The organism is Bacillus sp. CCNWLW194, assembly GCF_037120585.1.
Classification (GTDB): domain Bacteria; phylum Bacillota; class Bacilli; order Bacillales; family Bacillaceae_G; genus Bacillus_A; species Bacillus_A basilensis.
Genome location: NZ_JBBBBL010000010.1, coordinates 137,613 through 151,499 on the forward strand (window position 1 = coordinate 137,613; position 13,887 = coordinate 151,499).

15 protein-coding genes are annotated in these 13,887 nt (G+C 37.0%); 5 read left to right on the top strand and 10 right to left on the bottom strand.

Translation table 11 applies throughout. From position 1 onward, the window contains the following. Positions 1-242 precede the first annotated feature (242 nt). Complete coding sequence (locus V7S50_RS22095) at positions 243-1,643, top strand: M28 family metallopeptidase (RefSeq protein WP_242254170.1); 1,401 nt, start codon at positions 243-245, stop codon at positions 1,641-1,643. Positions 1,644-1,789: 146 nt separating this feature from the next. Beyond that, positions 1,790-2,164, top strand: coding sequence for a hypothetical protein (locus V7S50_RS22100; protein ID WP_242254168.1), 375 nt, complete (start codon positions 1,790-1,792; stop codon positions 2,162-2,164). Positions 2,165-2,190: 26 nt separating this feature from the next. Here the strand turns inward: V7S50_RS22100 and V7S50_RS22105 are convergent, their stop codons facing one another. The 5 genes from V7S50_RS22105 to V7S50_RS22125 form a co-directional block, all read right to left on the bottom strand. Then, the gene (locus V7S50_RS22105) at positions 2,191-2,862 is read right to left on the bottom strand and encodes an anti-sigma factor (RefSeq protein WP_242254166.1); all 672 of its coding nucleotides are present in this window, start codon (positions 2,860-2,862) and stop codon (positions 2,191-2,193) included. Next, a complete protein-coding gene (locus tag V7S50_RS22110) occupies positions 2,846-3,160 on the bottom strand; it encodes an anti-sigma factor (RefSeq protein ID WP_242254164.1) in 315 nt (104 codons plus the stop codon). Before V7S50_RS22110 ends, V7S50_RS22105 begins: the two co-directional genes overlap by 17 nt. Next, positions 3,147-3,674: an RNA polymerase sigma factor gene (locus V7S50_RS22115; protein WP_242254162.1), complete on the bottom strand. Its 528-nt coding sequence runs from the start codon at positions 3,672-3,674 to the stop codon at positions 3,147-3,149. Before V7S50_RS22115 ends, V7S50_RS22110 begins: the two co-directional genes overlap by 14 nt. Before the next feature lie 397 nt (positions 3,675-4,071). Further along, a complete protein-coding gene (gene argS / locus V7S50_RS22120; protein WP_098556248.1) occupies positions 4,072-5,742 on the bottom strand; it encodes an arginine--tRNA ligase in 1,671 nt (556 codons plus the stop codon). Further along, entirely contained in the window at positions 5,742-6,179 is a 438-nt protein-coding gene (locus V7S50_RS22125; protein WP_000414868.1) for a DUF1934 domain-containing protein, read from the bottom strand. Before V7S50_RS22125 ends, argS begins: the two co-directional genes overlap by 1 nt. Before the next feature lie 202 nt (positions 6,180-6,381). Here V7S50_RS22125 and V7S50_RS22130 point away from each other — a divergent pair, with 202 nt between their 5' ends. Beyond that, the gene (locus V7S50_RS22130; RefSeq protein ID WP_242254160.1) at positions 6,382-7,368 is read left to right on the top strand and encodes a S66 family peptidase; all 987 of its coding nucleotides are present in this window, start codon (positions 6,382-6,384) and stop codon (positions 7,366-7,368) included. A gap of 25 nt (positions 7,369-7,393) precedes the next feature. Here the strand turns inward: V7S50_RS22130 and V7S50_RS22135 are convergent, their stop codons facing one another. After that, positions 7,394-7,756 (bottom strand): YxeA family protein, encoded by a 363-nt coding sequence (locus tag V7S50_RS22135; RefSeq protein WP_063223913.1) that lies wholly within the window; start codon positions 7,754-7,756, stop codon positions 7,394-7,396. A 234-nt stretch (positions 7,757-7,990) separates the two neighbouring features. Between V7S50_RS22135 and V7S50_RS22140 the strand changes: the two genes are divergently transcribed. Further along, positions 7,991-9,028, top strand: coding sequence for a PTS sugar transporter subunit IIC (locus V7S50_RS22140; protein ID WP_242254159.1), 1,038 nt, complete (start codon positions 7,991-7,993; stop codon positions 9,026-9,028). A 264-nt stretch (positions 9,029-9,292) separates the two neighbouring features. Here V7S50_RS22140 and speB read toward each other — a convergent pair whose 3' ends face one another. The 4 genes from speB to V7S50_RS22160 form a co-directional block, all read right to left on the bottom strand. Beyond that, positions 9,293-10,165, bottom strand: coding sequence for an agmatinase (gene speB, locus V7S50_RS22145; protein ID WP_063223915.1), 873 nt, complete (start codon positions 10,163-10,165; stop codon positions 9,293-9,295). Between the two features lie 218 nt (positions 10,166-10,383). Next, the gene (speE, locus tag V7S50_RS22150) at positions 10,384-11,211 is read right to left on the bottom strand and encodes a polyamine aminopropyltransferase (RefSeq protein WP_000424696.1); all 828 of its coding nucleotides are present in this window, start codon (positions 11,209-11,211) and stop codon (positions 10,384-10,386) included. A 164-nt stretch (positions 11,212-11,375) separates the two neighbouring features. Then, entirely contained in the window at positions 11,376-12,539 is a 1,164-nt protein-coding gene (locus V7S50_RS22155; RefSeq protein ID WP_242254157.1) for an MFS transporter, read from the bottom strand. Positions 12,540-12,544: 5 nt separating this feature from the next. Next, positions 12,545-12,952 (bottom strand): MerR family transcriptional regulator, encoded by a 408-nt coding sequence (locus V7S50_RS22160; RefSeq protein ID WP_242254155.1) that lies wholly within the window; start codon positions 12,950-12,952, stop codon positions 12,545-12,547. 152 nt (positions 12,953-13,104) lie between these two features. Here V7S50_RS22160 and V7S50_RS22165 point away from each other — a divergent pair, with 152 nt between their 5' ends. Beyond that, positions 13,105-13,830: a glycerophosphodiester phosphodiesterase gene (locus tag V7S50_RS22165; protein ID WP_242254153.1), complete on the top strand. Its 726-nt coding sequence runs from the start codon at positions 13,105-13,107 to the stop codon at positions 13,828-13,830. Positions 13,831-13,887 lie beyond the last annotated feature (57 nt).

A 13,887-nucleotide genomic window follows, 5' to 3' on the forward strand; every position in this document is an offset into this window, starting at 1 on the left:
TACATAATCTAAAGTTTGGGTACACTAGATTCATGCAATGTAGGAGCTTTCCAAGCAGAAAGCGAACCTTCATTTAAAATGATAGCATACATATCTCCATCAAAAATATGCAAATATACATATAGTATTTTTTTATTTCTCAATGTCAGAATATTGAAAAATAATAAATGTAAAGGTAAAATGAAGTCGTTATCCGTCTTCTTTTGTCAGTCAGAGAGAATAGAAGAATAGGAGAGGAAAAAATGAAAAAATCTTTAAAACAAAAAATAGTAAGCTCTTTGCTTGCTGTATCACTTGCTGTTAGCTTGGCTCCAATTGGACAAGCTAAAGCTGATTCCACGTCTGAAATCACACAGACTTCACCTATCACAAAACAAGTTGATGCAAGCCGCGCCATCGAACACATCCGTTTCTTATCCGAAACAATTGGTCCTCGCCCTGGTGGCACAAAATCAGAAGAATGGGCTTCTCGCTACGTTGGTATGCAGCTTAAATCAATGGGCTACGAGGTAGAATATCAGCCATTTCAAGTTCCAGATCAGTATGTTGGCTTTATTGAATCTCCATTATCCACAAAACGTAATTGGCAAGCTGGCGCTGCTCCTAACGCACTAATTTCTACAGAAGCTGTTACAGCTCCTCTTATCTTTGTTCAAGGTGGGACAAAATTAGAGGATATTCCTAATGAAGTAAATGGAAAGATTGTTCTATTTGAAAGAGGAACAACAATAGCTGACTACAATAAACAAGTTGAAAACGCCGTTAGCAAAGGAGCAAAAGGGGTTCTTTTATACAGTTTAATTGGAGGCCGTGGGAACTACGGACAAACTTTCAATCCTCGCCTAACCAAAAAGCAATCTATCCCTGTCTTCGGTCTTGCTTATGCGCAAGGAAATGCATTTAAAGAAGAAATCGCTAAAAAAGGGACAACAATTCTTTCCCTAAAAGCGAGACATGAATCTAATTTAAAATCTTTAAACGTCATTGCTAAAAAGAAACCAAAAAACAGTACAGGTAATGAAAAAGCTGTCGTTGTAAGCTCGCACTATGATAGTGTCGTTGGAGCACCTGGAGCAAACGATAACGCTTCTGGTACAGGGTTAGTATTAGAATTAGCTCGTGCTTTGCAAAATGTAGAAACTGATAAAGAAATTCGCTTTATTGCTTTTGGTTCTGAGGAAACTGGCTTACTTGGCTCCGATTATTACGTTAATAGTTTATCCCAAAAAGAACGCGATCGAATCTTAGGTGTCTTTAACGCAGACATGGTCGCAACAAATTATGATAAAGCAAAGAATTTATATGCTATGACGCCTAACGGTTCTCCAAACCTTGTAACAGACGCAGCCTTACAAGCAAGTAAACAATTAAATAATGACCTCGTCCTGCAAGGAAAATTTGGCTCTAGTGATCACGTACCGTTTGCTGAAGTTGGTATTCCTGCGGCTCTATTTATTTGGATGGGTGTCGATAGTTGGAATCCATTAATCTATCATATCGAAAAGGTATATCATACACCTCAAGATAACGTATTTGAGAATATTTCACCTGAACGTATGAAAATGGCACTAGAAGTTATCGGAACTGGTGTTTATAACACTATTCAAAAACCTGTTACTCAAACAGAACAGAAAGCTGCTTAATCATTTAAAAGACCACTGATAAAAATCAGTGGTCTTTTATTGAGAAAAAATATATATGCATAAAAGCATATTTTTTCCTACTCATTATCGTATACAATATTAACTGTAACAAAAACGATTACAACTAATAAGGAGGCTTTTCTACTATGAAGAAAATGATTTTAGCTGGTGCGTTAACTTTAGCAGGAATTACTGGTGCTACCGCATTTATTCCTGAAACAAAGGCTGCGGCTGCCGCTCAAGAACAAAGCTTCACAAAATTTTATTCTTTGCAAACTGGAGGTAGTTCTGAACAAGAACCTATTTTCCTTCAAAAGGGACAAGAGTTAACAATTCAACCTAACAGTAAAACTCCTAGTTACAGTGTTTATGACTCAAATCATAAACTTATTGGGCATTATTCTGATGGTTACGGCCGTATTTTCACTGCAAAAACGGATGGAAATATGTATGTTCAATTTCACGCACCTTTCGTTTACTACAGTCCTGTGAGCTTTTCTGTTACTTATACTATTCAATAGAAAAGAGGTCCTTTACAGGGCCCCTTTTATTTCTCTTCCCAATACACTTTTACAAATCCATCTTTCACCATTACACCACTTATATTAAACACATATTTTTCATTTGCTTTCAATGTAACTGTAAAAGTACCTTTTTTCGATTCACAAATTTCCTTTAATTCGTTTATACCTTCTCCTTTTCTTTCATATACGCTAAAGCATAAGTTCCCTCGTTTTGCATCTGTCTCATAAGAAAATGTCACTTCTGTATCCTTTTCATACTGAAGTTCAATATCTTTACCGGCAATATCCCATGATGAGAATTTTGCCTCGTAACTTGTCTTCCCTTGCTTCTCATTTTCTAAATATATATCTCCTGCTCTCCACGCATCATCTAACGTTTGCGCAAAAGTAAAACCACTAAGTAATACAAACATTGTACTTGTCAATATCGCAACTAATGTTACCTTCTGTTTTTTAACAAAATTCATCTTATATTCTCCTTCAACTTTCTTTTTACTTCTCCTCACCATATATAATAAAAACCCAATAAAGAATGGCAATATAACCGCTAAAACACTCCATCCTTTACTCATTTGATGTGCTTTAGCATCTGTATATACCCATGATGCAACACATATTAAAAGTGCTATAAAAGCTAAAAACATTGTCACTCCAGCTACTTCAAATATTACAAACGGATTAGCGAACTCTTTCATGTAATTTATACTCCTTCTTTAAAAATGACTGTATTACAACATATATCGGAATGTATACGTGCATCATAATAACGACTGCTATAATAATTGGAATTTTGTTATCTAAATGAGTAACAAATTGTTCTATAACAACTGTTAACAAAACAATCCAAATGGCGTGAATACAAATCATCCATCTCTTCTCTAACTTCTGAGCCTTTCGCACGCCCTGCTTCGTATTATTTATCAGCTCTTCGCTAGGAATCATCTCTCCCGCTAAACTACTTTTTATCTTTTGATCAAATTTATCTTCCTTCATAAACGAACCCCTCCAAATGTTCTCGCATTTGCTCCTTTGCATAATTAAGGCGGTATTTCACCGTACCAATTGGTATATTTAATATTTCACTCATTTCTTTGTAAGAATATTGTTCATAGTAGTAGAGTACGAGCACAGTTTTATATTTTTCATTTAATAACTGTATAACTTCTCGTATCATTTCTGCTTCGACTTTTTGAATCAATTCTTCTGATATATTCACATCATCTGCATGCTCTATTTCTCCACCATCTTCTTTATGAAATAAATCCAATACACGATCTTTCCACCTTTTCTTTTTCCGATAAAAATCATAAAACGTACGAACACAAATTGTAGTAATCCACTTTTTATAATTCTCCACGTAAGAAAGTTGGTGCCGCGATGAAAAAACTTTTATCCACGTCTCTTGAAAAATATCTTCCGCGTCTTCTTTCGTCTTCGCTAACTTATAGCATAAGGAATATATTTGCTGCTTATATATATCAATTAATTCTTCTACCTTTTCTTCCATCATAAACCTCCTGTCATTTATATAAGACGACGCAAATTCTCCTTTTGTTTGATAAAATTTTATTTTTTTATTATCTCCACACAAAAAGGCAATCACAACATCGTGTGATTGCCTTTTACTGAAAAACGAAAGTCCGCTTCCGCTTTTCTTTATTGTCCAGCTCCAGCGGCTAGAATACTCGGTGGCTTCGCGCCTTCCTCCGAGGCAAAGTACGCCTCTCTGTCAGGAGCTCCATCCCCCTCCTATTCTAAACGAGCCGCTTCCGCTTTTCTTTATGTCCAGCTCTGCCTCCTAGCCCCTTCTGTCTAAGAACCTTCCCCACGAGAAGATAAAATGCATCTTCTGTGGGAAAGAACCTTAGCCTTCGGGACTAAACAGTCGGCTCCGCTTTTCTTTATTACATTTTTTCTGGTGCAGATACTCCTACGATTGCTAATGCGTTTTGAAGTGTAGTGCGTACTGCTTTCATTAATTCGTAACGAGCTTTACTTAATTCTAAGTTATCTTGGTTTAATACTTTTTCTGCATTGTAGAAGCTGTGTAGTGCTGCAGCTAATTCAAATGCATAGTTTGTAATGCGGTGTGGCAGACGTTTTTGTGCTGCATCCGCAACTACAGCTGGGAATTCACCAAGTTTTTTCAGTAACTCTACTTCTTTCTCAGAAGTAACAAGTTTGTAGTTCACGTCTCCGCCTGTAGCTAATCCTAACTCTTCACCTTGACGAAGGATACTGCATACACGAGCATGAGCATATTGTGCATAGTATACTGGGTTTTCATTAGATTTTGATACAGCTAAGTCCATATCGAAGTCTAAATGTGAATCACCGCTACGCATTGCGAAGAAGTAACGCATTGCGTCCACGCCTACTTCTTCCATAAGCTCACGAAGTGTAACTGCTTTACCTGTACGTTTACTCATCTTCATTTTTTCACCGTTTTGGTATAGTTGTACCATTTGGATGATTTCTACTTCAAGTGTTTCTTTATCGTAACCTAACGCTTGAATAGCAGCTTTCATACGAGGAATGTAACCATGGTGGTCAGCACCCCAAATGTTGATTAACTTATCGAAACCACGCTCTAATTTATCACGGTGATACGCGATATCTGGCGTTAAGTATGTGTAAGAACCGTCGTTTTTAATTAATACACGGTTTTTGTCATCCCCGTAAGTCATTGAACGGAACCAAGTTGCGCCGTCTTCTTCAAAGATTTCTTCACGCTCTTTTAATACAGCAAGAGCTTGATCGATTTTTCCGTTTTTGTATAATGATGTTTCTGAGAACCATACATCAAATTTAACACGGAAGCTTTCTAAGTCTTTTTGAAGTTTTGCTAATTCATATTTTAAACCGTATGAACGATAGAACTCATAGCTTTCTTCAGCATCAGCTTTTGCATAACGATCGCCAAATTCTTCAGCTAAACGCTTACCGATTCCAATGATATCCGCACCATGGTATCCGTCTTCTGGCATTTCTTTCTCTAGGCCTAAAGCTTGCATGTAACGAGCTTCAACAGAAAGAGCTAAGTTATGAATTTGGTTACCAGCGTCATTAATATAGTACTCACGAGATACATCGTACCCTGCTTTTGCTAATAGGTTACATAGAGTGTCACCTACTGCTGCGCCACGTGCATGTCCTAAGTGAAGGTCACCTGTTGGGTTCGCAGATACGAACTCAATTTGTACTTTTTCACCTTTACCAGTATTCGTTTCACCGTACGCTTCGCCAGCGTTAACGATTGTTGGAATTAAGTCTGTTAAGTAGCTATTATCCATGTAGAAGTTAATGAAACCAGGACCTGCGATTTCAATTTTTTCAATAGAAGCTTTTGCTTTATCGAAGTTTGCAACTAATTCTTCTGCAATCATACGAGGTGCTTTTTTCGCAACGCGTGCAAGTTGCATTGCCATGTTTGTAGAGAAGTCACCATTTGTTTTATCTTTTGGAGATTCTAATACAACGTTTGGAATCTGTTCTTCTGTTGCTAATTCTGCTTTTAATACAGCAGCTTGAATTTCTTCTTTAATCAATCCTTTTACTTGTTCTAAAGAATTCATCATTTTGCCTCCTTCAAATTAAGTGTAATTGTATATCTGCCAGCTTCTTGTTCACTTAGAAGCAATGCGTACGTTAAGAAGAGTTGTCCTTTTTTCTTTTCATCCGACCATTTAAAAAGAACGTTATCAGTCTTTGTTTGCAATGCAAACGTACCAAGTTCACTCGTGTACGTACCAGTTGTCCATTCACCTTTCACATGCGTTTGACGCATTGAAACAGCACCTGAACGCATAATGAGAACTTGTTCATCTTGAATTTTAATAATTGTTTTCACTTCGCCCTGTTCGTTCGGCTCTTGGAATGTTACATATGTACCTTGACCTTTTACATAGTATTGACCATTTGCTTCAAAAGCAACGGTTTCCTTCCTCGCCCCTTCACGGATTTCTGTTACGAAATGAACGTGTACCGGCAAGCCTGCAAGTTGTTTCTCCACGTCTTGCACACCTTTCAAATGTTATAGATATTAAATAATGTATATAATAAATCACTTTTCCTATCATATCAAAAAAAACCTCTGTCTGTCTGCTGAAAAATCAGGAAAACTCCATTTCAAAAAATAATTCACTTTCACTTTATTTCATATGATAAAATATTTTTTAAATCTAAATATTCTTTCATTTAAAGGGGTGAGTTATGTGCTACCAACAAGATTGAAAAAAGGTGATGAAATTAGAGTTATTTCACCATCTTGTAGTTTAAGTATTGTCTCAACTGAAAACAGAAATCTTGCTATAAAAAGATTAGCCGACATGGGCTTTCAAGTTACATTCTCAACATATGCTGATGAGATAGATCGATTTGCTTCCTCTTCTATTTCTTCACGCGTTCAAGACTTCCACGAGGCATTTGGAGACCCTAATGTAAAAGCCATTTTGACGACACTTGGCGGATACAACTCTAATGGTTTATTAAAGCATCTCGATTATGATCTAATTCGAGAAAATCCGAAGTTTTTCTGTGGCTATTCTGATATTACCGCTTTAAATAATGCAATTTACACAAAAACAGGACTTGTTACATATTCAGGACCCCATTTCTCTTCATTTGGAATGGAGAAAGGACTCGAGTATACGACCGATTACTTTTTAAAATGCTTAACTTCTAATGAGCCTATTGAAGTCCTGCCATCTGAAACATGGAGCGATGATTCTTGGTATGTAGATCAGGAAAACCGAGATTTCATTAAAAATGAAGGATACGTCTCAATTCACGAAGGCGAAGCAACTGGAGAGATTATCGGTGGTAATATGAGCACATTGAATTTACTGCAAGGTACACCATATATGCCAAATTTACAGGATAAAATTTTATTTCTTGAGGAGGATAGCTTAACTGGAAAAGCTACTCTTAAAACCTTTGATCGTTATTTACATTCCCTTATGCAGCAACAAGATTTCGATTACGTAAAAGGCATCGTTATAGGAAAGATGCAAAAAGGTGCAGAATGTGCGATAGAAGACATTCAAGAAATGATTACTTCAAAACCTGAACTTGCACATATCCCTATCATTGCAAACGCAAGTTTTGGGCATACAACCCCAATTTTCACTTTCCCAATTGGTGGACGTGCAAAAATCATGTCTAACAAAGAAAAAACATCTATCACTATTTTAACGCACTAAAAAAGGAGCGAATAAGTCGCTCCTTTTATGGTTTTTCTATTTTTTGCAACGCTTTTTGTGGGATTGACTCTTTTGGGATTTCAGCCCACCCTTTTCCTTGCATACCTTTTGCATAAATTTTTATAAACGCCCCTGTATGCAATTCACGGTTCATCATTCTTTTAACAACTTGTAACTTTCCGTCTTCTGTATACCCTTTAAATGTATACAAGTAATCTCCGTCTTTTTTCTCACCTTTATCTATAACCGCATAATAATCTTGTATTTCTTTATTTGAAAAGAAGTTGTCTACAAAAGCATGTACACCTTCTGTTTTTGTGTTCAAATAGTACGCTGTTCCACCTAGAATGATGGCGAATACAACTAAAACTTTAATTACCAATTTCATACATGCGCCTCCTGTTTGCACTTCTTTTTCCCTAGTCATATATCCGTACTTGTATTATACGAAAAATGACATACTATACTCTATCTAAACACCTTACACTTTCCTTACATTATTGTAAGGCATTTTCACCTTATAGCAATTTCCCAATAAAAATTTTTTCCGTTTCATGAACTTTTATATTATTATTGAATGATACAAATTTTTATTACAAAAATCAAAGGAGACAGTTTTCAAATGGCTATCTTGCAAGGTTTAGCACTATTACTTGTTGTACTTTGTCTATTTACACTTTTTAGTTACCGTGCTCCTTACGGAATGAAAGCAATGGGTGCTTTAGCTAATGCAGCAATCGCAAGTTTTCTTATTGAAGCATTTCACCGTTATATCGGTGGAGAAATGTTTCATAATGACTTTCTACAATCAGTAGGAGAATCTTCTGGTAGTATGAGTGGTGTCGCAGCGGCAATTTTAGTCGCACTAGCAATCGGTGTTTCACCTGTATATGCTGTTTTAATCGGTATCGCTACTAGTGGATTCGGTATTTTACCAGGATTTTTCGCTGGATACGTTTGTGCTTTCGTCGTGAAATTTCTCGAAAAGAAATTACCAGCTGGTGTAGAGTTTTTAGCAATTTTATTTATTGCTGCACCAATCTCACGCGGAATGGCAATGCTTATGGATCCGCTCGTGAACGCAACGCTCGGTAAAATCGGCTCTATGATTTCAGTTGCAACTACAGAAAGTCCTATCATTATGGGCATTATGCTTGGTGGATTAATCACAGTTATTTCTACCTCTCCACTGAGTTCTATGGCACTAACTGCCATGCTTGGATTAACAGGTTTACCAATGGCAATTGGTAGTCTTGCCGTAGCAGCCTCAGCTCCAATGAACTTTATTTTCTTTAAACGATTAAAAATTTGTTCAAAGAAAGACACAATCGCTGTAGCAATCGAGCCTTTAACACAAGCCGATGTTGTTTCAGCAAATCCAATCCCAATCTATGCTACAAACTTTGTTGGCGGTGCACTTGCTGGTATTATTACATCTCTGTTCCAACTCGTTAATAATGCACCAGGAACAGCATCACCAATCCCAGGACTTCTTGTCTTATTCGGATTTAATGACGTTGTAAAAGTAACGATTGCTGCTGTATTATGCGGAATCGTTACCACGATTGTTGGATACATCGGATCAATCTTGTTCCGTAAATATCCAATTCGTTCTGCTGATGAAATTCGTGGCATTACTTCGGAAGAGAAAGTAGCATAAGAAAAAGAGTTATTCTCATCGTTTGAGGATAACTCTTTTTTGTGTTGTGTGATAGCCAGTGAAATTATATCAGCAATTTTTTTAATATATCGACTTACCGACACATAACGACAAAATAAGAGCCCCCTAATCATATAGGAGGCTCTTATTTTATCCAGCTACAGCGGCTAGAATGATCAGTGGCTTCACTTCTTCCCTCGAAGTAAAAAGCACCTTTTGCAGGAAAGAACTTTAGTCACCGGGTCTAAACAGTCGGCTTCACTTTTATTTCACCCAACCGAGCAGCATTTCCCGCACGAATTTGCTTGCTGCGACTGGTGTTTGATCACTATGGTCGTAGACCGGAGCTACTTCTACTAAGTCTGCTCCAACTACATTTATATTTGAATTTGCAATTGCCACGATGGAATCTAATAATTCTTTAGATGTGATACCTCCAGCTTCTAATGTTCCTGTTCCAGGAGCATGAGCTGGGTCTAATACGTCAATGTCAATTGTGACATAGACTGGGCGTCCTGCAAGTTTCGGTAATACTTCTTTTAACGGTTCTAATACGTCAAATTTATATAAGTTCATACCTACTTCTTTTGCCCATTCGAATTCTTCCTTCATTCCAGAACGAATACCGAAAGAATATACGTTTTCCGGACCAATTAAATCGCACACTTTACGAATTGGTGTAGAGTGAGATAAAGGCTCCCCTTCATACGATTCACGTAAATCAGTATGAGCATCCATGTGGATGATTGCTAAATCCGGATATTTTTTTGCCATTGCCTTAAAAATTGGCCAAGACACTAAGTGCTCACCGCCGAGACCTAGTGGAAACTTATCGGCATCTAAAAGTTCTGATACATACTCTTCAATCATATCTATGCTGCGTTGTGCGTTTCCGAATGGTAATGGGATATCACCCGCATCAAAATATTTTACCTCTTCTAGTTCACGATCTAAATATGGGCTATATTCTTCAAGACCGATTGATACTTCACGAATACGTGCAGGGCCAAAGCGAGATCCTGGACGGTAACTTACTGTCCAATCCATAGGCATCCCGTAAATAACTACCTTTGACTCTTCAAAACTTGGATGACTTTTAATAAATACTTTACCTGAATAAGCTTCATCAAAACGCATATTCTTTTCCTCCTTATGTGGAACTTAAGGTATCCCAACCTTTCATTATTTCTCAAATTTGGAGCGAGCTGCTCCTCTTTCTCGATTTACCAGTGTCTTCTTTTTTACAATAAGAAGACGATTTTCTTTACAGAAGTGTAAATAGCTAGCATGTTCAAGTCTTCTGGACAAACACCTTAAATGAGCTACTTACACTTTATTTGTTCCATACGATTCTTTTACTTAATTAGATCGCCAACAAATTTCGGTAATGCGAATGCTGCATTGTGTAATTCTTTTGTGTAGTATTTCGTTTCGATTTCGTGGAAACGCTCTTCACTTACTTCTAATGGATCATGTTTTTTAGATCCAATTGTGAATGTCCAAAGACCACTTGGGTAAGTTGGAATGTTCGCTGTGTATAAACGAGTAATTGGGAAGATCTCTTTTACGTCTTTAAACACAGTTGTAATTAGTTCTGGTGTGAACCAAGGGTTGTCCGTTTGTGCAACGAAAATACCGTCTTCTTTTAACGCTTTTGAAATTCCAGCGTAGAAGCCTTTTGTAAATAGATTTACCGCTGGGCCTACTGGCTCAGTAGAATCTACCATAATTACGTCATATTCATTTTCGCTTTCTGCGATGTGTAGGAAACCATCTCCTACTTTTACTTCTACACGCTCATTATCTAATGCACCTGCAATTGATGGTAAGTATTGTTTAGAGTACTCAATTACTTTTCCATCGATTTCAACAAGAGTTGCTTTCTTTACGCTTGGGTGCTTTAACACTTCACGAATAACACCGCCATCGCCGCCACCTACAACTAATACGTTTTCAGGGTTTGGATGTGTAAATAAAGGTACGTGCGCTACCATTTCATGATAAACGAACTCATCTTTTTCTGTTGTCATAACCATGCCATCTAAAATAAGCATGTTTCCGAACTCTTCCGTTTCAACCATATCAAGTTTTTGGAATTCTGTTTGCTCCGTATGTAATGTGCGGTTAATACGCGCCGTAATCCCAAAATGTTTTGTTTGTTTTTCAGTGAACCATAGTTCCATCGTACAATCACGCCTTTCAATGCAAATTTATAATAGGGACATCATTAATGTCCCCTAACAAAAATAAAACAAAACATCCAAAATGTATAGCTAAAAGTATAAAAATACCGAAAATATATTTTAGTCAGAGGGTTCTAACATATACATATAAAGAAAACCCTTTCTTAAGAAAGGGCTTTTGTCTCTACTTCTACTGGTTTACGAATTGGAATTAGGATCATAATACAACCAATTAACACCACAATTCCACCTACTAAAAATGGACTTTGTGGTGAAACAGTATGACCGATAACTCCTGATAAAATCGGAGCAATTGCGCCTCCTAACCAACGAACAAAGTTATAAACACCTGATGTAACAGATCTTTCATAAGGTGAAATATCCATTACATAACTTGTAAATAATGCATTATTTAATCCTGATGCTAATCCTGATAGAACAATTAATACAATTTGTAACCACATAATTTTCACAAAGAATAGTGCAATTAAGAAAATCGCAAATACGAGTAAACTACCTTTCAATAATGCTTTTGGCTCATATTTACCTTCTAGCTTATGCGCTAAAATTGCAGAGCCGTAGGCTAACGCTAATCCCCATCCACAAAATACAAATCCTAATTGAATAGCAGATAAATGCATAATAAGTGGTGAATATGCTAACACAACGAAAAATCCGTAGTAGTATAACATCCCTGAAATCGCACCTTGCATAAACGGTTTATACTTCACCAGGTTAAATAATTCCCCTACACCTGCCGCTTTACGTTTCACTTTTCGCTCCGGTTCTTTCACAAAAAAGAAAACTAAAATAAATGCTAAGAAAATTAAAATACTCGTTGCGAAAAACGGATAACGCCAAGAATGTCCACCTAATATACCGCCTAATAAAGGCCCGCCTGCCATTCCTAAACCAATAGCTGCTTCATACAATCCTACTGCTTCATGAACTTCTTTACTTAATGCAATCAATAATGTCATCGCCGTTGCGAAGAACATAGCATTTCCTAATCCCCATCCAGCGCGGAAAAGAGATAATTGAGCAATCGTTTGTGATATACCACATATAAACGCAAATACAGTTACGATTGCAAGGCCAATTGTCATCATTCGTTTATCACCAAATCTTGATGCAAATATCCCAGCTGGTAACATCATAATAGCCATCGTTAAAATATACGCCGTAAATAACATCTCTACTTGCCAATGCGTTGCACCAATTTTTTCAGCAATAATCGGCAAAATTGGGTCGACTACCCCTATACCCGAAAAGGCAAGGAAGGTAGCCACCACTGTAATCAATCTCCCTAGTTTTCGTTTGCTCTCCATTTTGATTACTCTCCTTTTGTATTCTCTAAAAATGTCACTGCACGATGTAAGCTATCCTCAAGTTCTGCCTTTACACGATGCATTTGCTCCATTTTCTCGTCTAACGTTTGCACTTGTTTTTCAAGCATCTCTTTAATTTCTTGAATCACTTCACGATCACGAGGATTCTCGCTATTTCTTCTCTGTTCCATTCTTTCTTTTAAAGATAAGAAATGCTGCATTTCTTGTAGCGTAATTCCTAGTACTTCTTTCGCTTCCACAATCCTTTTAATCCTTGCGATATCCTCATCTGTATACAGGCGAATGTTCCCCTCACTACGTTCAGGGGGATGAATTAAACCAATTTCCTCATAATAACGAAGTGTACGTTTTGTTAAACCAACTTGCTTTGTGACTTCATCAATCTTATACATGTTTATTCCTCCCTTCACTTGATTATTACATTTTACGTTAACGTTAACTTTTGTGCAACTGTTAGACTTTTGTAAATGTTTATCATATTAAATTGTATTTTTTCTAAAGCAGTTTCATAATGGAAGAAAAGAGATGATAAGGAGAATTTCACATGAGTAAACCACTTATTTTCGCTCACCGCGGCGTAAAAGGAACACATCCCGAAAATACGATGATTGCCTTCCAAGAAGCTGAACGCATTGGCGCTCATGGAATTGAGCTTGATGTCCACCTATCAAAAGATGGTGAACTTGTCGTAATTCACGACGAAACAGTCGATCGTACAACAAATGGCATAGGACTTGTTTCCGAAAAAACGGTGGAGGAGTTACAAGCTTTAGATGCTGGTAGCCATAAAGACCCTTCTTTCCAGGAAGCAAAAATCCCAACGTTACGAGAAGTATTTATTTGGCTATCTACAACAAGCTTACAACTCAATATTGAATTAAAAACAGACGTGATTCACTATCCAATTATCGAAGAAAAAGTTGTGGCTCTTGTTCGAGAATATCATCTATCGAATCAAATTGTATTCTCCTCATTTAACCACGAATCTGTTTCATTATTAGCAGAGATTGCTCCTGAAATCCCAAGAGCGATTTTATATGATACACCACTTGCTGATCCTATCGCTGAAGCAAAAACTAGAGAAGCAACTGGTTTACATCCAAACTTTCAACTACTAACAAAAGAATTTGTTCAACTAGCACAAAAACAAGGATACGTTTTCCGTCCGTATACAATTAACGAATACAAAGATTTACAAACTATGATTGATTATGGCGTAGATGTCATTATTACTGATTGGCCAGCACGCGCCTTTGAGCTCCTTTCTTAATTGAAGGAGCTTTTTGTTTTCCAAATTTCATTGTTTAAAATAACCGAAAACCCTCAA

Excerpts from the sequence above, each read along its gene's own strand:
- argS (WP_098556248.1), bottom strand. The coding sequence starts at position 5,742 with ATGAATTCTTTAGAACAAGTAAAAGGATTGATTAAAGAAGAAATTCAA.
- speB (WP_063223915.1), bottom strand. The coding sequence starts at position 10,165 with ATGCGTTTTGATGAAGCTTATTCAGGTAAAGTATTTATTAAAAGTCAT.
- V7S50_RS22115 (WP_242254162.1), bottom strand. The coding sequence starts at position 3,674 with ATGGAAGAAAAGGTAGAAGAATTAATTGATATATATAAGCAGCAAATA.
- V7S50_RS22100 (WP_242254168.1), top strand. The coding sequence starts at position 1,790 with ATGAAGAAAATGATTTTAGCTGGTGCGTTAACTTTAGCAGGAATTACT.
- V7S50_RS22160 (WP_242254155.1), bottom strand. The coding sequence starts at position 12,952 with ATGTATAAGATTGATGAAGTCACAAAGCAAGTTGGTTTAACAAAACGT.
- V7S50_RS22155 (WP_242254157.1), bottom strand. The coding sequence starts at position 12,539 with ATGGAGAGCAAACGAAAACTAGGGAGATTGATTACAGTGGTGGCTACC.
- V7S50_RS22110 (WP_242254164.1), bottom strand. The coding sequence starts at position 3,160 with ATGAAGGAAGATAAATTTGATCAAAAGATAAAAAGTAGTTTAGCGGGA.
- V7S50_RS22165 (WP_242254153.1), top strand. The coding sequence starts at position 13,105 with ATGAGTAAACCACTTATTTTCGCTCACCGCGGCGTAAAAGGAACACAT.
- V7S50_RS22105 (WP_242254166.1), bottom strand. The coding sequence starts at position 2,862 with ATGAAAGAGTTCGCTAATCCGTTTGTAATATTTGAAGTAGCTGGAGTG.
- speE (WP_000424696.1), bottom strand. The coding sequence starts at position 11,211 with ATGGAACTATGGTTCACTGAAAAACAAACAAAACATTTTGGGATTACG.
- V7S50_RS22140 (WP_242254159.1), top strand. The coding sequence starts at position 7,991 with ATGGCTATCTTGCAAGGTTTAGCACTATTACTTGTTGTACTTTGTCTA.
- V7S50_RS22135 (WP_063223913.1), bottom strand. The coding sequence starts at position 7,756 with ATGAAATTGGTAATTAAAGTTTTAGTTGTATTCGCCATCATTCTAGGT.
- V7S50_RS22095 (WP_242254170.1), top strand. The coding sequence starts at position 243 with ATGAAAAAATCTTTAAAACAAAAAATAGTAAGCTCTTTGCTTGCTGTA.